The sequence below is a fragment of the Asticcacaulis sp. genome, from assembly GCF_020217185.1.
Classification (GTDB): Bacteria; Pseudomonadota; Alphaproteobacteria; order Caulobacterales; family Caulobacteraceae; genus Asticcacaulis.
The window spans coordinates 1-19,883 of sequence record NZ_JAIWNX010000084.1 but is presented as its reverse complement, the minus strand read 5'-3'; the positions used below and the strand labels follow the sequence as shown (position 1 = coordinate 19,883).

The 19,883-nt window shown below is 62.1% G+C and carries 20 protein-coding genes; 9 read left to right on the top strand and 11 right to left on the bottom strand.

Features of this window, described 5'->3' with window-relative positions; all coding sequences use genetic code 11:
• Positions 1-337 precede the first annotated feature (337 nt).
• Positions 338-472, bottom strand: coding sequence for a 50S ribosomal protein L34 (gene rpmH / locus LDL37_RS04190; RefSeq protein WP_013479320.1), 135 nt, complete (start codon positions 470-472; stop codon positions 338-340).
• 230 nt (positions 473-702) lie between these two features.
• Between rpmH and LDL37_RS04185 the strand changes: the two genes are divergently transcribed.
• On the top strand, positions 703-2,346 hold the full coding sequence (locus tag LDL37_RS04185) for a HAMP domain-containing sensor histidine kinase (RefSeq protein ID WP_290794804.1): 1,644 nt from the start codon (positions 703-705) through the stop codon (positions 2,344-2,346).
• Positions 2,347-2,350: 4 nt separating this feature from the next.
• Here the strand turns inward: LDL37_RS04185 and pip are convergent, their stop codons facing one another.
• Complete coding sequence (gene pip, locus LDL37_RS04180; RefSeq protein WP_290794801.1) at positions 2,351-3,343, bottom strand: prolyl aminopeptidase; 993 nt, start codon at positions 3,341-3,343, stop codon at positions 2,351-2,353.
• A 52-nt stretch (positions 3,344-3,395) separates the two neighbouring features.
• Here pip and LDL37_RS04175 point away from each other — a divergent pair, with 52 nt between their 5' ends.
• The 3 genes from LDL37_RS04175 (at position 3,396) to LDL37_RS04165 (ending at position 6,111) form a co-directional block, all read left to right on the top strand.
• Positions 3,396-4,616 (top strand): MFS transporter, encoded by a 1,221-nt coding sequence (locus tag LDL37_RS04175; RefSeq protein ID WP_290794799.1) that lies wholly within the window; start codon positions 3,396-3,398, stop codon positions 4,614-4,616.
• A 332-nt stretch (positions 4,617-4,948) separates the two neighbouring features.
• Positions 4,949-5,764 (top strand): phytanoyl-CoA dioxygenase family protein, encoded by an 816-nt coding sequence (locus LDL37_RS04170; protein WP_290794796.1) that lies wholly within the window; start codon positions 4,949-4,951, stop codon positions 5,762-5,764.
• 122 nt (positions 5,765-5,886) lie between these two features.
• Positions 5,887-6,111, top strand: a complete 225-nt coding sequence (locus LDL37_RS04165; RefSeq protein ID WP_290794793.1) for a hypothetical protein — start codon at positions 5,887-5,889, stop codon at positions 6,109-6,111.
• Between the two features lie 299 nt (positions 6,112-6,410).
• On the opposite strand, the gene pheT is transcribed toward LDL37_RS04165, so the two are convergent.
• From pheT to rpmI, 6 genes are all read right to left on the bottom strand, one after another.
• Positions 6,411-8,792, bottom strand: a complete 2,382-nt coding sequence (pheT, locus tag LDL37_RS04160; RefSeq protein WP_290794790.1) for a phenylalanine--tRNA ligase subunit beta — start codon at positions 8,790-8,792, stop codon at positions 6,411-6,413.
• Complete coding sequence (locus LDL37_RS04155; protein WP_290794787.1) at positions 8,789-9,016, bottom strand: hypothetical protein; 228 nt, start codon at positions 9,014-9,016, stop codon at positions 8,789-8,791. Before LDL37_RS04155 ends, pheT begins: the two co-directional genes overlap by 4 nt.
• Before the next feature lie 2 nt (positions 9,017-9,018).
• Positions 9,019-10,092 carry a phenylalanine--tRNA ligase subunit alpha gene (pheS, locus tag LDL37_RS04150; RefSeq protein ID WP_290794784.1) on the bottom strand — a complete coding sequence of 358 codons (1,074 nt, stop codon included), beginning with the start codon at positions 10,090-10,092 and terminating at the stop codon, positions 9,019-9,021.
• Between the two features lie 486 nt (positions 10,093-10,578).
• Positions 10,579-12,648, bottom strand: coding sequence for a phosphocholine-specific phospholipase C (locus LDL37_RS04145; protein WP_290794781.1), 2,070 nt, complete (start codon positions 12,646-12,648; stop codon positions 10,579-10,581).
• Between the two features lie 162 nt (positions 12,649-12,810).
• A complete protein-coding gene (gene rplT, locus LDL37_RS04140) occupies positions 12,811-13,170 on the bottom strand; it encodes a 50S ribosomal protein L20 (RefSeq protein WP_013479284.1) in 360 nt (119 codons plus the stop codon).
• Between the two features lie 13 nt (positions 13,171-13,183).
• Positions 13,184-13,381 (bottom strand): 50S ribosomal protein L35, encoded by a 198-nt coding sequence (gene rpmI / locus LDL37_RS04135; protein WP_013479283.1) that lies wholly within the window; start codon positions 13,379-13,381, stop codon positions 13,184-13,186.
• A gap of 160 nt (positions 13,382-13,541) precedes the next feature.
• On the opposite strand from rpmI, the gene LDL37_RS04130 reads away from it, so the two are divergent.
• Positions 13,542-14,018: a GFA family protein gene (locus LDL37_RS04130; RefSeq protein ID WP_290794776.1), complete on the top strand. Its 477-nt coding sequence runs from the start codon at positions 13,542-13,544 to the stop codon at positions 14,016-14,018.
• Here LDL37_RS04130 and LDL37_RS04125 read toward each other — a convergent pair.
• Complete coding sequence (locus LDL37_RS04125) at positions 14,009-14,608, bottom strand: glycoside hydrolase family 19 protein (protein ID WP_290794773.1); 600 nt, start codon at positions 14,606-14,608, stop codon at positions 14,009-14,011. The two genes, LDL37_RS04130 and LDL37_RS04125, sit on opposite strands and share 10 nt — an antisense overlap.
• 168 nt (positions 14,609-14,776) lie before the next feature.
• On the opposite strand from LDL37_RS04125, the gene LDL37_RS04120 reads away from it, so the two are divergent.
• The 3 genes from LDL37_RS04120 (at position 14,777) to LDL37_RS04110 (ending at position 18,236) form a co-directional block, all read left to right on the top strand.
• The gene (locus tag LDL37_RS04120) at positions 14,777-15,931 is read left to right on the top strand and encodes a putative peptidoglycan glycosyltransferase FtsW (RefSeq protein ID WP_290794770.1); all 1,155 of its coding nucleotides are present in this window, start codon (positions 14,777-14,779) and stop codon (positions 15,929-15,931) included.
• A gap of 48 nt (positions 15,932-15,979) precedes the next feature.
• Positions 15,980-17,116, top strand: coding sequence for an undecaprenyldiphospho-muramoylpentapeptide beta-N-acetylglucosaminyltransferase (gene murG / locus LDL37_RS04115; protein ID WP_290794767.1), 1,137 nt, complete (start codon positions 15,980-15,982; stop codon positions 17,114-17,116).
• A 61-nt stretch (positions 17,117-17,177) separates the two neighbouring features.
• Complete coding sequence (locus LDL37_RS04110) at positions 17,178-18,236, top strand: AI-2E family transporter (protein ID WP_290794764.1); 1,059 nt, start codon at positions 17,178-17,180, stop codon at positions 18,234-18,236.
• Here the strand turns inward: LDL37_RS04110 and LDL37_RS04105 are convergent.
• Both LDL37_RS04105 and LDL37_RS04100 read right to left on the bottom strand, forming a co-directional pair.
• Positions 18,233-18,523, bottom strand: a complete 291-nt coding sequence (locus LDL37_RS04105; protein WP_290794760.1) for a type II toxin-antitoxin system RelE/ParE family toxin — start codon at positions 18,521-18,523, stop codon at positions 18,233-18,235. The two genes, LDL37_RS04110 and LDL37_RS04105, sit on opposite strands and share 4 nt — an antisense overlap.
• Positions 18,516-18,776 carry a type II toxin-antitoxin system ParD family antitoxin gene (locus tag LDL37_RS04100; RefSeq protein WP_290794757.1) on the bottom strand — a complete coding sequence of 87 codons (261 nt, stop codon included), beginning with the start codon at positions 18,774-18,776 and terminating at the stop codon, positions 18,516-18,518. The genes LDL37_RS04105 and LDL37_RS04100 overlap by 8 nt, the downstream gene beginning before the upstream one ends.
• 233 nt (positions 18,777-19,009) lie before the next feature.
• On the opposite strand from LDL37_RS04100, the gene LDL37_RS04095 reads away from it, so the two are divergent.
• Positions 19,010-19,883 (top strand): Mur ligase domain-containing protein (locus LDL37_RS04095; RefSeq protein WP_290794754.1); only part of this gene is annotated, 874 nt, incomplete at its 3' end.

The following is a 19,883-nucleotide window of genomic DNA, read 5'->3' as shown; positions in this document are numbered from 1 at the left end:
GATGTGCGGAAACGAAGTTCGGCGAAGCCAAAAGTGTGAGCGGTTTTCCGCAAAAACATCGCGACAAAACAAAAATTTAGAGCGAAATGACGATTCCGTTTAAAGTCATTTTGCTCTGGTGATTCAGGCGCATAATGATCAGGGTTTCGGGCTGAGGCACGGTCTTGAGTCATCCCCCTCCGCTTCGCTACGCTCAGCACCTCCCCATTGCTTCGCAACAGGGAGGAGAAAACACGCTGCCTTAGAGCCTTCGTCAAGGGCGGGGATGAACACAAACGAAAAAGGCCCTCGAATCGCTTCAAGGGCCTTTTCCTGTGTTGGTGGTCCGAACTGCGGGTTAGGCAGTCAGGCGCTTGCGGCCCTTGGCACGGCGACGGGCGACGACTTTTTGACCATTCTTGGTGGCCATGCGCGCGCGGAAGCCGTGGCGGCGCTTGCGGACGAGACGGCTCGGCTGGTAAGTGCGTTTCACGGTTGTAGCTCCGGGGTTTGGACACGATAACCCAGTGTGTGCGAGCCATCGTTGAAAGAAGAGGCGGCGTCACTAAACCGTGCGCGCGGGCTTGTCAATGGCTATGCGCCGGGATTCGCACCGAGGCCGCAGAATCTTTATGACACGGTGAGCGCGCGCCGGGTGATTTTACACTGACCCTTCACGGATTTGTGTTAATATGTGTCTCTACGCCACCTTATCCGAGCGCAATGTCGAGCGATCTGAGCGAAACCTTAGCCGAAACCGGACCGCACCGCGACCTGACGCCGGGGCGGCGGTTCCGCGTCGCCGGGGGACTGGCGCGTGACAGCGAGGACGGGGCGGCGGCCAGCCCGCGTCCGCGCAAATGGCGTGATCAGAGCCTGCAAGCCTTTCTGGGCAAACGTTGGAAGGCGCTCAAGCCGCACCTGAAACGCGGCTGGAAAGATTTCCGCTCCTTTTTCAGCGGCCTGTCGGGTCACCTGCTGGCTTTGACGGCGGTGTTCGTGGCGGTGATGGTGGTCATCATCATGGTGCCGACGCTCGCCGCCTATCAGGAACGCTGGCTGATCGACCGCGTGCGTCAGGCCGAAATCGCCTCTCTGGCGCTCGATGCCTCAGCCGAAGGGGCGGTGTCGCGCGAATTGTCGAGTCAGTTGCTAAACAGCGTCGGGGCCTCCTACCTCGCCCTGCAAAGCGGCGGGGTGCAGTTTGTGCTGCGTGATCCGCGCAGCACGGTCGAACCCGATGTCATCGACATCCGCCATCAGGAACGTGGCCTCAGCGACGACCTGACCTATCTGTGGGGGCCCTGGAAGACCCTGTCCGGGCGCGAAGACCGCCTGATCCGCACCGAAGCCGTGCCCAAGGTGCGCGAGGGCACCGACATTATCGAAATCGTCGTGCCGGCGGAGCCTTTGAAACAGGAACTGCGCGAGCAACTGGGGTCGATCCTGCGCCTGTCGCTCTTGATTTCGCTGGTCGCCGGTGCCCTGATCTTTGCGGCCCTGTCCTTCTTCGTGGTGCGCCCGGTGCGGCAACTGACGCGCTCGATTGCGCGCTTCAAGGAAAACCCGGAAGACAGCGCCGCCGTGCCGCAACTGTCCGGTCGCCACGATGAGATCGGGCAGATTGAGGAAGAACTGTTTAAGATGCAGCAGGAGGTCGGCCATGCCCTGCGCACCCGCGCGCGACTGGCGGCGCTGGGGCAGGCGGTGTCGAAGATCAGCCACGACCTCAGAAACATGCTGACGGCGGCGCAGATGGCGTCTGAGCGTCTGGCCTATTCCGGCGACCCCAATGTCACCAAGGCCTTGCCGCGCCTGGAGCGGGCGCTGGACCGCGCCCTGACGCTGGCGCAAAACGTGCTGAACTACGGCAAGACGGACGAAATCCCGCCGCGCATCCAGATTCTGCGCCTGAAAGACCTGTCCGAGGCCGCCGCCGAAGACGCCGGTCTGGCGCTCAATGCCCGCACGCCGGACCGCGTGCGCTTTTCGCTCAAGGCCGAACAGGGCTTTTTCTTTGAGGCCGATCCCGACCACGTCCACCGCCTGCTGGTCAATCTGATGCGCAATGCGCGTCAGGCGATTGAGAACCAGCCGAACCGCAAGACGGTGGGGCGCGTGACGCTGAGCGCGGTCAAGACGGCGGAAGAGGTGATTTTGGTCCTCTCCGACAACGGGCCTGGTATCCCTGAGCGCGTGCGCGACAAGCTGTTTCAGCCGTTTTCGGCCTCGCTGACCCCCGGCGGGTCGGGACTGGGACTGGCCATCGCGCGCGAGCTGGCCCAGACGCACGGCGGCGATGTCCGGCTGATCGACACCGGGCCGTCGGGCACCTCGTTTGAGGTGCGTATCCCGCAGAAGGGGTGAGGGCCTAGCCCACCACCCGCACGGCTTCGTCCGCCGCGGCGACGAGGCCATCGAGCACGCCGGGATCGGATGAGGAGTGCCCGGCCTTTTTCACCAGATGGAACTTCGCCTCCGGCCACGCCCTATGCAGGTCCCAGGCCGAGGTCATGGGCGTGACCACATCATAGCGACCCTGCACGATCCACGCCGGAATGTTCTTGAGTTTGTGGACGTTCTCCAGAATCCAGTTGTCGCTTTCAAAGAAGCCACGGTTCTGGAAGTACCACGACTCGATACGGGCAAAGGCCACGGCAAAGTCGGGATCGGTGAACTTGGTCGGGGCCTCAGGCGGGCCTTCGATCGACAGGGTATCGCCTTCCCAGCCCGACCACGCCAGCGCACAGCGCACGCGCTCAGCCGCGTCTTCGCCGTTCAGCCGTTTGATATAGGCCGCCAGCAGGTTCCCGCGTTCGGCCTGCGGGATCGGGGCCACAAAGCGCTCCCACAGGTCGGGATAGAGGTTGGCCGCACCCCCCTGATAGAACCAGTCCAGTTCCGACTGCCGCACCAGAAAGATGCCGCGCAGGATCAGGGCCGACACCCGCTGCGTATGCGTCAGGGCATAGGCCAGAGACAGGGTCGAGCCCCATGAGCCGCCGAACACCACCCATTTATTGACCCCCAGCCGTTCCCGCAGCGATTCCATATCGGCGACCAGATGCCAGGTGGTATTATCTTCCAGAGACAGGTCCTGTGAGGCGTGCGGTCGCGATTTGCCGCAGCCGCGCTGATCGAACAGGATGATGCGATAGGCCTTCGGATTGAAGTAGCAGCGCAGGTTGGGGCTGGTCCCGCCGCCCGGTCCGCCGTGCACCACCACCACCGGAATCCCTTGTGGGTTACCGCTTTGCTCATAATAGATTTGATGTTTCCCCTCCGTCGGCATATAGCCGGTGTCGTAGGGTTCGATCTCCGGATAGAGACCTTTTGGCAATGTGACGACGGCTTGATCGGTCATAAGGAAACTTGTGCAGCGGGCTGTGGCGGTTGCCGCCGATCAAAGACCCATTATGCGCAGCGATTCAAGCCTTTTTGCCCTGACGACCGTAAAGCGGCAGAGCCTTTTCTACGCCCTGATCTTTATCGGGTCGGGGGCCAGCCTGCCCTATATGCCGCTGTGGTTCGCTTCAAAGGGCATGAGCGGGGCGCAGATCGGGCTGATTCTGGCCCTGCCGCTGCTGCTGCGCGCCGTGACCGGGCCGGTCATGGGGGTGTGGGCCGAAAAATTTCCGCTGTTCCGGTCGCCCATGCTGCGGCTGGCGCTGGCGGGCGGGCTGGCCTATGGCGGGCTGATGCTGTGGCCGCTGGCCGGGGAGGCGCGCTTCTGGCTGTTCGTCGCTCTGTGGGCCATAGGTTATAGCTGCATCACCTCGATCAGCCCCTTGCTCGATGTCATGACCATCCAGATGTCGAAGCGCGAAGGCTTCAACTATACCGGCCCGCGCGCCGTGGGCTCGGCGGCCTTTATCGCGGCCAATATCGCGGTGGGTTACGGGCTGAATCTGCTGGGTGTCGATCTGATCATCATCTGGGTGGTGGTGCTGTGTTTTGCGGCCGCGCTGGCGGCGTGGCGTCTGCTGCCCGCGGCCCCGCGCCACGTCGAAGAGGGTGGGGGCCGCGCCCCGGCCTACCTGCCGCAGGAGACGGGGGCGCAGCGCGTCAGGGCCCTGCTCGGCAATCCGGTCTATGTCCTGCTGCTGGCGGCGATGGGCTGCGTACAGGGGGCGCACGCCTTCTATTACGGATTTTCCACCATCCTGTGGAAGGGGCAGGGGCTCGATGGGGCGACCTGCGGCTATCTGTGGGGGGCGGGGGTTGCGGCCGAAATCCTGTTCCTGATGTTCGGCTTTCGCCTCAGAAACCGCTTTGGCTCTTGGACCCTGTTGCTGGCGGCGGCGGGCCTCAGCGTATTGCGCTGGTTCATCATGGGGTTTGTGCCGCCGCTCGGCATCCTGTGGCCTTTGCAGACCCTGCACGCCTTTTCGTTTGCCGCCTGCTATCTGGCCGGGCTTGATCTGGTCAACCGCATGGCCCCGAAGGGCTCGGAAAGTCTGGCTCAGACGCTCAATGCCGCCTGGGTGACGGGGGTGATGATGGGCCTGTCCACTCTGGCGTCCGGGCCGCTCTATGACGCTCTGGGCAGCCGAGGCTACTGGGTAATGGCGGGCATGTCGGGAGTGGGGCTGCTGATCGCCGCCTATCTCTACCGCCGTCAGGTGCTGCGGCCGTAACGCTACTCTCCTCCCTGCGGCTTTGCTGTGGGGAGGTGGATCGGCACCGGCAGGCGACGAGACGGAGGGGGGGTAACGCAGGTGTTTCAACACCAAAGGGTTTTGCCCGGTCTCTCGGAAGAGTCATCCCCCTCCGTCAGCTCCGCTGCCACCTCCCCATGCCTTCGGCACAGGGAGGAGATTTTTAGAGCGAAATGACTTTCAGTGGAATCGCCATTTCGCTCTAAATTTTTGTTTGTCGCGATGTTTTTGCGTAAAGCCGCTCACACTTTTCTGCATATCGTTTTAATCTCCCATCACAAGTCATATCCGCCCTGATTGGTTTTATCCCGATGACTGATGATGGTGTCACTGACGCGCCCGTGCTGGACGCCCGGCAGATCGAGCGCTTTGTAACGGATGGATTTATCCGCTTCGACCATGCCTTCCCTCGTGTGCTGGCCACGCAGGGCCGCAGGCGCATGTGGCGCGATCTAAGCGGCGAGCCGGACCGTCCCGAGACCTGGACCCGTCCCGTCGAGCGCCTCTTCGCCTATTGGCAGAAGCCGTTCCGGGAGGCCGCGAACACGGCGCGCCTGCATCAGGCCTACGACCAACTCGTAGGTTCTGGCCGGTGGGCGCCGCTGGAGGGCCTTGGCACCTTCCCGGTGCGCTTCCCGTCCCCCCAAGATCCGGGTGACACCGGATGGCACGTTGACCTGAGCTTTGCGCCGCGCGAGTCCGATGGGGAGGTTAACGAGGCAACGGACTTCTCACTCTGGCGGATCAATGTGCGCAGTCGGGGTCGCGCGCTCCTCATGCTTTTCCTCTTCTCGGACGTGGGTGAGGATGATGCGCCGACACGAATCCGGGTTGGATCACACCTCGACATTGCGCGTCAGCTCGCGCCGTTTGGCGAGGAGGGGTTGAACGGCCGCCAAATCGACGCCGGTGTAAGTGACGCCCGACCTGTGGCGCTGGCTACGGGGCCGGCCGGGACCGTCTATCTGTGTCACCCTTTTCTTGTGCATGCCGCCCAGCCACATCGCGGAACCGAGCCGCGCTTTATGGCGCAGCCCGCGTTGCCCCTGAGAACGCCACTTGACCTCGACCCAGGTCAAAGTTTCCATCCACCTGTTGAGGCCGCGATCCTGCGAGCGATCGGCTAAAGCCATGTGTCGAAAACCGCTCCCACTTTTCGACATATGGCTCTAAGAGGCCGGATGCGGTCAGCATCTTTGACCGTTGGCATAAAGTTGACAATTTTAGAGCTTGGGCGGACGCTGCGTGTATGACCGTTCGCCTCAACATAGACCTGCCTGATGACATCAGCGCCTTTGTCGATGCCCAATCGGCCGAGGGCAGCCCGGCCAACTATATCCGGCGTCTGATCGAAGAGGACATGAGGCAGGCCGAGGTGATGTCCAGCCTGCTGCGGGGGCTGAATCAGGCTCGGCGTGGTGAGGTCGTGCCCCCAAGCGTGCTGGACGAGATCATAGCCGAACTTGAGGCCTGAGCATCACGCCTATTCACTCTTTCTCCTCCCTGTTGCGTAAGCAATGGAGAGGTGGATCGGCACCGGCAGGCGATGAGACGGAGGGGGTGGCGCAGGTGTTTCAATACCAAAGGTTTTGCCCGGTCTCTCGGAAGAGACATCCCCCTCCGTCAGCTTCGCTGCCACCTCCCCATGCCTTCGGCACAGGGAGGAGATGTTTAGAGCATTCGTCGGCTAAGTTTAGCCGCCGAATGGCTCTAAAGTTTTGTTTGGTCGCGCAATTTTTCCGAAAAGTGGTACCCACTTTATCGGATTGCGCTCTAGCTGCGCAGTACGGCTCCGGCCTTTTGGGCGGCGGCGACGATCTTTTGCGACACGGCGTCGATTTCCGGCTCGGTCAGGGTCTTGTCCGCCGGTTGCAGCGTGACCTCAACCGCCAGCGACACCTGACCTTCCGGCACGCCCTGACCCTGATAGACGTCAAAGACGCGGGCCTCGCTGATCAGCCCCTTGTCCGCGCCCCTGATGGCGCGCACCAGATCGCCGGACGCCGTACCCGCCGCCACGAGGAAGGCGAAGTCGCGCGTCAGCGGCATCAGGTTGGACAGGCTCAGCGCGCCCTTCGACTTGCCCGATTTCGCTTTCGGTTGCGGCAGCAGGTCGAGGCGGATTTCAAAGCCCACATACGCCCCGTCAAGGTCCATCGCCTTCAGCACCGACGGATGCAGTTCGCCAAATTCGGCCAGCACCGTCTTCGGCCCCAGTTGCAGGCGCGCCGAACGGCCCGGATGCCACCAGCCGCTGTTCGACCCCTGCACCAGTTGCAGCGAGGCGACCGGCACATTGAGTTCTTCCAGCAAGGCCAGCAGATCGGATTTCAGCGCGAACAGCGCGTCCTGACCGGTGGCGGCCCAGTGGCGCGCCTTGTCCGGGGCCTTCAGCGCGGCAATGACCGTCTTCTGATCATTGGGCTCAAGGCCGAAATAGACCGGGCCAATTTCAAACAGTTGCGCGCCGGGATAGCCCTTGGACGCATTGCGCCCGGCGGCTTCCAGCAGGTTCGGCAGGATGGACGGGCGCATACAATTCAGTTCCGAGGCAATCGGATTGGCCAGAACCAGCGCGTCGCTACCGCCGCCGAACAGCTTGGCGTAGCCCTGCGGCATAAAGGACCAGGTGACGGCCTCTGAATAGCCGTAAGCGGCCAGCGCGCGGCGCGCCGTGCGGGCGCGGGCCTGAGACGGGGTCAGGACGCCGCCGTTTTTGGGGGCCACGGCGGGCAGGGGCGTCGCCGGGATGTGGTTGAAGCCATAGATGCGCGCCACCTCTTCGACCAGATCGGCCTTGCCGTCCACGTCGCGGCGGAAGGAGGGGACGCTGACGGTCCACGGCGTGGTCTTGGTGACGCCAAAACCGAGCGCGGTCAGGATCGTCTCGACCTTGTCATGCGGCACGTCAAGGCCGGTCAGTTGCGCCACATAGGCCGGGTCGAAGGCGACGTCGGGCTTGCGCGCCGGGGCCTCGCCCGCCACGACGATCTCGGACGCTTCCCCGCCGCACAGGTCGAGGATCAACTGAGTGGCCAGTTCCAGACCGGGCACGACAAATTCCGGATCAACCCCGCGCGCAAAGCGGTACTGCGCATCCGAGGTGATGGCTGTGGTGCGGCCCGTCTGGGCGATACGGATGGGGTCGAACCAGGCCGATTCGAGGAAGACATCGACCGTCTCGAAATCAACGCCGGTCGAGGCCCCGCCCATCACGCCGCCCAAACCGATGACGCCCGAAGCGTCGCTGATCGTCGTCATGTCCGGCGTGACGGCGTAGGTCTTGCCGTCCAGCGCCACGAAGTCAGACGTGTCGGCGGGCAGACCTGCTTCGATCACGCTGCCCGACAGCTTCGCCACATCATAGACGTGCAGCGGGCGGGCGCGGTCGAACGACAGGTAGTTGGTGATATCGACCAGCGCCGAGATGGGTTTCAGGCCGATCGAAGTCAGCTTGTCGGCAAGCCATTTGGGCGATGGGCCGTTCTTGACGCCGCGGATGACGCGACCGGAGAACAGCGGGCAGGCGTCGCCATCGACCTTAACCGTGATGGGGCAGGGGAAGGTGCCCTTGACCGGGGGGATGGGCGCGTCTTTGAAGGCCCCCAGACCCGTGGCGGCAAGGTCGCGGGCAATGCCGTGCACGCCCAGCCAGTCGGGACGGTTGGGCGTCACCTCAAAGTCGATGACGGGCTCCAGCGCGAAGACGGCGCTGACCGGGGTGCCGACGGCGAGGTCGTCGGAAAGCTCCATGATACCGTCGGAATCGCCGTCCAGCTCAAGCTCGGCCGCCGAACACATCATGCCGTTCGACACGACGCCGCGCACCGGCTTTTCGACCAGGGTGACGTCAAGGCCCGGCACATAGGCCCCGATGGGGGCATAGACGGTGGTCAGACCGGCGCGGGCATTGGGCGCACCGCAGACGATTTCCTTGCGGCCATCGACGGTGTCGACCTGAAGCACCTGAAGCTTGTCGGCATTGGGATGGCGGGCGGCCTCAACGACCTTAGCCACCGTAAAGGGCGTCAGCTTCGCCGCCGGGTCGGTGACGTCTTCGACCTCAAGGCCGGCCGCGGTCATGGCGGCGGCGACGGCCTGAATATCGGCGTCGGTGTCGAGGTGATCTTTAAGCCAGCTAAGGGAGAATTTCATTGAGCGAACTCATATCTTTGAGCAACGGCAATCATGCCATCGGTGGTTCGTTTTTGCCTGAGCGTGATCAATGTGCCCGGTAAAACAGACCAATTTTCGGTTGTTGGATCGTGGTATTCATTGGAAAGCACAAGCAAATGCTCATTCAGTCTGTATGCCTTGGCAGGACGATAAACGGTTGTCCCTTCGTCCATAAGTTCAACGTACAGATCAGCAATTTGCATCTTTAGCTCAATCCGCTTGCCGGGTTCGGCGCGCTGAACCCGCTAAAGCCGTAGTGGCTGAGCCAGCGCGTATCGGCGGCGAACATGTCGCGCAGGTCCGGCACACCGTATTTGAGCATGGCCAGACGATCGACGCCCATGCCGAAGGCAAAGCCCTGATATTCGTCCGGATCGACGCCGCAGGCCTTCAGCACGTTCGGGTGCACCATGCCGGAGCCCAGAATTTCCATCCAGCGGTCGCCATCACCGATGCGGATTTCCGCCCCGTTGCGCGAATAGCGCACGTCCATCTCCGCCGACGGCTCGGTAAAGGGGAAGTGGTGCGGACGGAACTGCGTGATGACGGTGTCCGTCTCGAAAAAGCGCGACAGGAAGGTGTCGAACACCCATTTCAGGTGGCCCATATGCGCCGTCTTGTCGATGACGAGGCCTTCGATCTGATGGAACATCGGCGTGTGCGTCTGATCGGAGTCGCAGCGGAAGACGCGCCCCGGCACGATCAGCCGGAACGGCGGCTTACCCGCGATCATCGAACGGATCTGCACCGGCGAGGTATGGGTGCGCAAGAGTTTCCTCACCCCGTTTTCATCGGGATTGAAGAAGAAGGTGTCGTGCATTTCACGCGCCGGGTGCTTTTCCGGGAAGTTCAGCGCGGTGAAATTATGGAAGTCGTCTTCGATGTCCGGCCCTTCGGCGACTTCAAAGCCCATCTCGGCGAAAATCGCCACCATCTCGTCCATGACCTGCATGGTCGGGTGAACGCCGCCCCTGGCGCGGGGTGCGGCGGGCAGAGACAGGTCGATGCGCTCGGATTGCAGACGGCGGCTGAGGTGCTCGGCCTCCAGCACGTCCTTGCGCGCATCGAGCGCCGCCTGAACCTGATCACGCACGGCATTGATGGCCGCGCCGGTGGCCTTGCGCTCTTCGGGGGGCAGGGCGCCCAGGGTTTTCAAAAGGCCGGAAATGCGCCCGGTCTTACCCAGCGCCGACACGCGCACGGCGTCGAGCGCAGCAAGGTCTTGCGCGGTCAGGATTTCGGCTTCGATTTCGGCGGCCAGATCGGAATAGGTGCTCATGGTCTCACGGGGGAAAACGGATCGCCGTGTGTTTAGAGCGCAATGCGCCGTGAGTGAAGCGTTTTCTGCTTAGGCGGCGCGGGTTGGGCGGCAGGTATGAAGGTGTTGGTCTTTTCTCCTGCCTGTCGCGTAGCGCCCGAGACGGAGGGGGCGGTCTATGCCTTTACCGTCATCAAGGGGCTCAGGAGAGACGGATCAGGGTTCGGACGTGTTCCCCTGTCCGGGTCGCCCCCCTCCGTCTGCGCGTTTCACTCGCATCCACCTCCCCATGCCTTCGGCAAAGGGAGGAGAAACGACTCGCACCTCTCCTCCCTGTGCCGAAGGCATGGGGAGGTGGCATTTTGAGCGTAAGCGAAAAATGACGGAGGGGGATATCTCCGCCGTGTCAAACACCACAGGTTTTGCCAGCTATCGTGCTGGCCCGACCCCTCAACGCACCTGTTTCGCTGCGCTATACCCATGCCTTCGCAACAGGGAGGAGGGACGTCAAACCGTCAGCTTCGCCACACCGAAGGCCGCTGGGTCGGAAAAGGAGGGCTTGCCGTCTTCGACGTGTCCGGCCAGACGCTGCATGAAACCTTCGGCCTCTATGACCAGATCATACCAGTTGTGGTTAGGGCTGAAATCGAGTTGCAAATCGACAACGAATATATCTCCGTCTTGCGATGGCTTCAGATAATGCTCTGTTTTCGCTTCGCTATACTGGTCTTTGACCGTTACCCTCAAGGGCCGTGTAGGATGGGCGTTATGGAGTAGCAAGCGACTTTGTTCCAGATGAACGAGCAAGGGTGTTTTGTCGCCTTTGTAGTAGCGATAGAACCCATTGGGGCCAACGAGGGTCAACTCGTAAGGGCCGTCATGATCCGTCAATGATAACGACTGAACCTGTTTGGGCGATACCGTAAACCGGCGTGGAGCCGCGTTCAGGTCATTATGGTCGTATATATGGAAGACGGCCGCACGGGTCTCACTTTGATTAATCAGGTCTATGTGACGGACGTTTTGACTGGGTACGCAATCGAGAGGGGCACGCAGATCATAAGGCGTCGAGCGGCGGGGACGCAGGCCCTGTTCCTGCACCGGAGCGGTGAGGGCGTCGGGCGTTTTGGGGGTCGTCTTACCCCCAAGCTTGCGCGCCTGTTCGGCACGGTCAGCGGTTTTTGGCAAATGGGCAAAGAAGGGCTGATCGTTCGGTGTTTTGAAATCAAAGCAAGAAGTCAGGTCGCCGCATACGGCGCGTCGCCACGGCGAGATATTGGGCTCGTGCACGCCAAAGCGCGTTTCCAGAAAGCGGATGACCGAGGTATGATCGAACACTTCGGAGGCCACGAAGCCCCCCTTCGACCACGGCGAAATGACGTACATCGGCACGCGCGGGCCCAGGCCATAGGGACGGTTTTTCAGCGCGTCATCGCCCTGATGATATTCGCGCTCCGCCCCTTCGGCATAGCCCAGCGGCTGCCCATTGGCGTCCAGCGACGGCGGGGCGGGCGGCGGCACGTGGTCAAAATAGCCGTCGTTTTCGTCGAAATTGATCAAGAGGACGGTCTTCGCCCATACCTCCGGATTGGCGGTCAGGGCGTCGAGCACCTTCGCCGTATAGTCGGCCCCCTGCGCCGGTGAAGAGGTCGAAGGGTGTTCGGAGCCTTCGGCGGTGCCGATGATCCACGACACCTGCGGCAGCTTGCCGGCCAGCACGTCCTCTTTCAGCTTGTCGAGGTCGCGCGTGCGGATCGAACGCTCGGCGAGGTCCGCGAGCTTGCCCGACGTGGCCTTATCCGCCGCGCGATAGGTCTTGAACCCGACCAGCGGGTTGTCGGTGAAATTGTCCTTCATGTTCTGATAGAGGCGCCAGTCGATGCCCGCCGCACTCAGACGCTCCGGATAGGTGGTCCAGTCATAGCCGCCGTGGCCCTTGGGATCGGCGTGCAACTCGTCATAATCATTGACGATGACCGGGCCGTTGGGGCCGACATTGGTACCCGTCCAGTGGACCACGCGGTTGGGATTGGTGCCCGAATGCATGGCACAGAAATAGGCGTCGCACAGGGTGAAGGCTTCGGCCAGAGCGTACTGGAACGGCAGATCGGCCCGTTCGAAATGCGCCATGGCGTGATTGTGCTTGGATTTGGGCCAGTTCGACAGACGCCCTTCGTCCCAGGCGGCCTGCGCGTCCTTGAAGCTGTGCGGCGTGCCTTCGACGCGCATCAGGCGGAAATCCTGGGCGGTATTGAGCGCAAACGGCGCGATCAGCCGGGTGGGATCGTCCTCGCGCGGCTGGGCGAAGACGCTGCGGTTGGCGTGGCTGGGCGTCGCCGGGGCCGGGATAACGAAGCGGTCGCCAAAGCCCTGCACGCCGTTCATCGTGCCGAAATAGTGGTCGAAGCTGCGGTTTTCCTGCATCAGGATGACGACGTGTTCGACATCTTTGATCGTGCCGGTGCGGGTGTGGGCGGGGATGTCCAGCGCGCGGGCAATGGCCGGCGGCAGGCCGCCCAGCGACGCGGCCAGAGCGCTGCTGAGGGTGGTGCGAAGAAAGGTGCGGCGGCTGGTCATGGGGCGGCTCCGAAGCGTGAGCCTACGCCATAACGCGCCGGCATGACAGTTTTGTTGTTATCCGCTTCTGAGGCGTGGATGAGGAGAAAAACGAAAAACCCCGCGCCGTTGCCGGTGCGGGGTTTTCCATGTGTTCGGGTATCTCTTGAAAGAGACTTAGTCTTACGCCGCCAGAGCCGCGCGGACCTTCTCGGCCACGGCGGCGAAGGCCGGGGCGTCGTTGGCGGCCAGAGCGGCCAGAGCCTTACGGTCCAGTTCGATACCGGCCAGGTTCAGACCGTGGATGAACTGCGAGTAGGTGAAGCCTTCGACGCGGGCAGCCGCGTTGATGCGCTGGATCCACAGGGCGCGGAAGTTACGCTTGTTGACGCGACGGTCACGGTAAGCGTATTGGCCGGCCTTATCGACAGCGGCCTTGGCGGTGCGGATGGTATTCTTGCGGCGGCCGTAGAAACCCTTGGCCTGCTTCAGAACTTTTTTGTGACGGGCGTGAGAAACGACGCCTCTTTTAACACGTGCCATGGTTCACGTCTCCTTAGGCGTAGGGCATGTAGGATTTGATCTTCGCGGTATCGGCGTCCGACATCACCTGCGTGCCGCGGTTCTGACGGATGTACTTGCCGTTGTGCGAGATCAGACGGTGGCGCTTGCCGGCGACGCCAGCCTTCACCTTGCCCGACGCAGTGAAGCGGAAACGCTTCTTGGCGCCCGATTTGGTCTTCAGTTTTGACATTTCATTTGCGGCGCGGGTAACGCCGTCCTCTTTATAGAGTTAGCACCCGCCAAGGCATGTCAGGGGCCCGGCAGGTCAGGAAGCGCGGGTCATTACAGGAAAAAGTCTGGCGTGACAAGCGATGAATCCCTAAAAGCAAAAGCCTGATCGTGAGGGTATCATGCAAACCGTCAATGTCCCGCCGTTTCCCTTGTCCGGTGGCTGCCAGTGCGGTCGGATTCGCTATCGGCTCAAGGCCATACCCGTCGTCTTCTATCTGTGCCACTGCACCCATTGCCAGAAGCAGTCTTCCTCGGCCTATGGCGAGTCGATCCGCGTGCGCGCCGCTGATATCGAGATAGAGGGCCAGCCGAAGGGCTTTTACGTGCAGGCCGAAAGCGGCGCGCAAAAGGTCTGCGAATTCTGTCCGGACTGCGGGACGCGGCTGTTTCACGGACGCCGCCCTGATGCCGAGACTTTCAATATCAAGGGTGGCACGCTGGACGACGCGGCGTGGCTGCGTCCGGCCGGCCATATCTGGACGCGCTCCAGGCAGGCCTTTGTGACGATCGGCCCGGATGAACTGTGTTTCGAGAAGGGGCCCGCTACCTATCAGCCCCTGATCGAGCGCTGGCGGCAGATGACCGGTCAGGCCTGAGACAGGGCCGCGTAAAACGCCTTTGCATACCCCGCCACAGTCTCCGCGCTTTCGCGACCATTGATAATGGCGCGCGCCCCGGTCCAGTCGCAGCGGCGGGGATTGAAATAGTCACTGAGCTTTTTGCCCGTAAACAGGCCCTCGATCATGCCGGTGAACAGAATGTTCAGCGCCACTTCGGGGTCCAGCGCCCGGTCGGGATCGCTGATCAGGTCTTCGCCGATGGCCTGACCGAGGCGGGCATAGTTGGTGCGGTGGGTGATCTGCACCAGCCCGCGCCCCAGCCACGACTTGCCGTCCTTGTCCCTCCGCCAATAGGGCGTCTTCACCCACGGCAGACGTCCGGCGGCAAAGGCGCGCTCCAGTCTGGCGATGGCCACCGCATCGGACGCCGCCCCCGTTTCGCGCACGGGGAGGCAGGTGCCGCCTGTTTCGTGAAAGGCGGTGGCCAGTATATAGGCCAGCCAGCGCGGATCGCCATCGGCGTGGTCGCGGTTCCAGCGTTCGATCAGGGCGATGTGGCCGGTGGTGCGGGCCAGTTTCGATTTCAAAGGGGCGGGCAGGGCGGTGAGGTCGATCTTTATGGACATGGCGGGCTCCGGTGCAAAAGCCCTATTGTCCACCCGCCACGAAGAGGGAGGATAAATGCCGCCTTTCGCGGAATCTTAACCCGGAATTAACCGCGTTTCGGGACTCTGACGCCCGATGGCCCGGACCCGTGCGGGGCCTGTTTTCCCCTTGCAGAACCCTACCCGTCCATGAATTCCGGCTTCGCACATCCGTTTACGCGCACCGACCGCTCGCCGCTCGCCATGTGGTGGTGGACGGTGGATAAGCTGACGCTCGGCTTTGTGTTGCTGCTGATCTTCGCCGGGCTGGTCTTTTCATTTTCGTCGTCGCCGGTCGCCGCGCCCAAGGTGGGGATCACCAACGAATTCTACTTCACCCAGCGCCATGTGCTGTTTGCCTTCGCCTCGGTGGCTCTGATGCTCGGCATTTCGATGTTTTCGCTGAAAGGGGTGAAGCGCGCCAGCGTCGCCATCTATGGCGGCGCTATCTTCGTCATGGCCATGCTGCCACTGATCGGGCACACGTCAAAGGGCGGGCGGCGCTGGCTCGATCTGGGCTTTTTCAGCCTTCAACCTTCGGAATTTCTCAAGCCCGCCCTGATCGTGCTGGTGTCGTGGATGTTTGCCGAAGGGCAAAAGGGCAAGGGCGTGCCGGGTGTGACCATCGCCTTTTGCCTCTATGCGCTGTGCATCGCGCTTCTGCTGATCCAGCCTGATGTGGGGCAATCCATCCTGATCACCGTGGCCTTCGGGGCCTGTTTCTATATTTCCGGCGTGCCCATGCGCTGGATCGTCGGCCTGTCGGCGGCGGGCGTGACGGGTTTTGCCAGCCTCTACTTCATCCTGCCGCACTTCCGTGACCGCATTAAGGACTTTATCGACCCGGACGGCGACCGTTTTCAGGTCGAACGCGCCGCGGCGGCCATCGCCAATGGCGGTCTGACCGGCACCGGCGTCGGCGAAGGGACCATGAAGCGCCTGATCCCCGACATGCACACTGACTTTATCTATTCGGTGGCGGCGGAAGAATATGGTCTGTGGATGTCGCTGCTGCTGATCGCCATTTTTGCGTTCGTCGTGCTGCGTGGCCTGTGGAAGGCTATGGCCATGCCTGACGCCTTTCGTCAGATTGCCACATCGGGCCTGTATATCCTTTTGGGGATGCAGGTGCTGATCAATATCAGCGTCAACTTGCAGGTCATTCCGCCCAAGGGCATGACCCTGCCGTTCATCTCCTATGGCGGGTCGTCGCTGATGGCGATGGGGCTGACCATGGGGCTGATTCTGGCCCTGACGCGCAAACGCCCGGCCGAAATCGAACCGGACGACCATACGCAGTGGTAACCCAGACCCTTGTCCCGTTTACGGGCGGGATTACATGAGCAAATATCTATGGCCCGTAAGAGAAAACCCAAACCCCTTTCCGAAACGCCGCTGGCCGTGGTGGCTGCCGGGGGGACGGGCGGGCATATGTTCCCGGCCGAGGCGCTGGCGCGTGAGCTGATCGCGCGTGGCTGGCAGGTGGTGCTGGCGTCCGACGCGCGCGGGGCGGCTTATGCCGAAAAATTCCCGGCGATAGAGCGCCTGTCGCTGGAAGCCGCAACCTTCAGGCGCGGCGATCTCATCGGCATGGCCAAGGCGGCGCTGAAAATCTTCACCGGTACGCAACAGGCGCGCAAGGCGTTCAAGCGCCTCAGGCCCTGGGCGGTGATCGGCTTTGGCGGCTATCCCTCCTATCCGGCCCTGATGGCGGCTCTGTCGCGCAAGGACGTGACCCTGCTGCACGAACAGAATTCGGTGCTGGGGCGCTCCAACCGCCAACTGTGCGCCAGGGTCGATGCGGTGGCCTGCGCCTTTCCGGTGCTGAAAATGGCCCCGGCTGTGCTGGAAGGGCAGGTGCAGGTGGTCGGCAATCCGGTGCGTCCGGATATACGGGCGCTTTATGGCAAGCCCTATCCGCCCATCGACAAGGAAATCCGCCTGCTGATCACCGGCGGATCGCAGGGGGCGAAGATTCTGTCCGAAACCGTGCCTCAGGCGCTGGCGCTTTTGCCGGTGTCGCTGCGCATCAACCTGCGCGTTGAGCAGCAGACCCGCGCCGAGCAGATCGACCTCGCCCGTAAAACCTATGCCGAGGCCGAGATCGAGGCCGAGGTCGCGCCATTCTTCGACAATATGGCTGAGCGGCTGGGCCGAGCCCATATCGTTATTGGCCGGTCGGGCGCTTCGACCTGCTGCGAACTGGCCGTGGCGGGCAAGCCGTCCCTGCTGATCCCGCTGAAAATCGCCGCGGATGACCACCAGACGCACAACGCCGCCGTGCTGAAAGAAGCCGGCGCCGCCGTGGTGCTGCGCGAAGACGATGTGACGGTCGAAAGCCTGAGCGCGGCCATCCGCGCCCTGATCGAAGAAGGGGCGGCGGGCCTTGAAACGCGCGCCGCTGCCGCCAAATCGGTGGCGCGGCCCGACGCGGCGCAGCTTCTGGCCGATCTGGTCGAGCGAACGGTGAAGCGCAAGAGAGCGGACTAATTGTTTCCTTATCTGCGCAGCCGCTAGATCGGGATGATTTTTAGAGTAACGGGGGCTTCCCATGTTTTTTGCGCGTAACCGGCTCGATGCGGGCTTTGTCCAGAAGACGCTGTTCCTGCTGATGGTGGTGGGTTTAAGCCTTCTGGCCTTCAAGCTGATCGGCATCTGGCTGCTGGTCTTTGGGGCGGTGGTGGTGGCGACCGTTTTGCGCGCCACGGCGGAGCCGCTGGTCAAGTATCTGAAGCTCAAGGACAACTGGGCGGTGCTGCTGGCGCTTTTGTTCCTCGTGTCGTTTCTGGCGGCGTCGGGCTGGCTGTTCGGCAGCGAGATCGTGCGCCAGACCAACAACCTCTCGCGCGAACTGCCCGAAGCCTGGGCACAGCTTCAGGCGCGTCTGCGCGCCTCTGAGGCCGGGGCCACGGTGCTGGATCAGATCAATAATCTCGGTCAGCAGGCGTCGGGTGTGTTGTCTCTGGTGCCCAAGATCGCCGGGGAAATCGCCTCTTCGATTGCCAATCTGGTGGTGGTCGTCGTCGCGGGTATCTTCATGGCCATGCACCCGCGCAGCTATCGCGACGGGGTGGTGCGCCTGTTCCCCAAGTCGCAGAAGGAGCGCGTGCGGGACGGCCTCAATCTGAGCGGTAAGGCGCTGCGTCTGTGGCTTTTGGGCCAGTTGTTTTCGATGGTGCTGGTCGGGTCGCTGACGGCCATCGGGCTCAGCATTGCCGGTGTGCCCTCGGCCGGAGCGCTGGGGCTGATGTCCGGTCTGGCGCAGTTTGTGCCCATCGTCGGGCCGGTGGTGTCGGCGGGGCCGGGCCTGCTGCTGGCGGCGTCAGAAAATATGACGACCTTCGTGGCGGCGCTCGTCATCTATGTTGGCGTGTCGCAGCTTGAGTCGAACATCATCACGCCGATGGTGCAAAAGCACGTCGCGGCCGTGCCGACCGTTATCACGCTGTTTGCCGTGCTGGGCTTCGGCTCGTTGCTCGGGCCGCTGGGGGTGCTGTTTGCCACACCGCTGACCGTGGTGGCGCACACGCTGGTGATGAAATTCTATGTCGGTGAGGTGCTGGGCGATCACGGCGCCGAGGCAGAGGTGTCGGGAGAGGCTGAAACCTAAAGATGACGTAGCGGGTCCTGCGAATGGTGCAGGATGCGCAGAACCAGAATACCCTGCTGTAGCGGTCGATAGTAAATCATATGCGACAGGTGCGAAAAGCGTCGGGTCTGCGTACGTATCTGTTCGCAGGCGGCACCTATGCACGGCCGTTTCGCCAGCAGTATAAGGGTTTCGTAGAGTTCGTAGCGATATTTTCGCGCCTGCTCATAGCCGAACCGGTCGAGCGTGTACTGCGCTATGGATTTCAAGTCCTGACCCGCTTCATCACTGAGGGTAAAGTCAGCCATGTTTCGCTGCCTGACGTTTCAGGTAGCGCTCTTCGGCATCATTCCAGATCTCGTCAAAGCTCATATCGCTGAAGCCGCTCGCTTCGGCCTTGTCCAGCATATCGCGCAGGCGGTCTTCGGCGGCCTGTTTTTCCTCATCGCGGCGCACCAGATCGCGGAAATATTCGCTGACATTGTTATAGTCGCCCTGTTCGACGCGGCGTTGAACGGTTTGCGCCATGCGGTCGGTCATGGAGATGGAAAACTTGGCCATGGGATGCTCCTCTGCTCCCCGGATTGTAGCATTAAATCCGATTTATTCCTATCTGATCCGACGGTGTGGCGTTCAAAAAATCCTCCGTGACACCTGTGTCGCCGTGTTCTAGAGCGTATTTCGCTCTAACGTTTTGGTTGGTCGCGCATTTGAGTCCGAAAACCGTTGCACACTTTTCGGAATGCGCTCTAAAGCAGAACACCTTTCATCTTACCCCACGAGTCCACGCTTCCATGATTGCCCCTGCCAAGCTCCGTCCCACGCCCTTCGACCTCGGTCCCGTGCACTTTGTCGGCATCGGCGGCATCGGCATGAGCGGCATTGCCGAGATCATGATCAAGATCGGCTATAAGGTGCAGGGCTCGGACGCCAAGGCCTCGGCCAATACCGAGCGTCTGCAAAAGCTGGGGGCCAAAATCTTTATCGGCCACGAAGCGGCGCATGTCAGCGACGACGTGTCGGCTCTGGTCTATTCGACCGCAGTTAAACACGACAATCCCGAAATGATCGCCGCACGGTCGCGCCGTATCCCGCTGGTGCGGCGCGCCGAAATGCTGGCCGAGCTGATGCGCCTGCAATTTTCCATCGCGGTTGGCGGTACGCACGGCAAGACGACGACGACCTCGATGGTGGCGGCGCTGCTCGACGCCGGCGGGCTGGACCCCACCGTGGTCAATGGCGGCATTATCAACGCCTATGGCACCAATGCCAAGGTCGGTGACGGCGACTGGATCGTGGTGGAGGCCGATGAGTCTGACGGCTCCTTCCTGCGCCTGAAATCGACCCTGGCCATCGTTACCAATATCGACGCCGAACACCTTGACCACTGGGGCGATTTCGAAGCTGTGAAGAAGGGCTTTGTCGATTTCGTCGAAAACATCCCCTTCTATGGCTTTGCCGCCGTTTGCGTCGATCACCCGGAAGTGCTGGCCCTGACGGCCAAGGTCGAGAACCGCCGCCTGATCCCCTATGGCGTCTCGCCGCAGGCCGAGGTGCGCTGCACCAATATCGACTTTGGCCCGGAAGGCGCGACCTTTGACGTGGTCTTTTCGCCGGTGGGCGTGGAGCCCTTCACCTGGGCCGGTCTGAAACTGCCCATGACCGGCA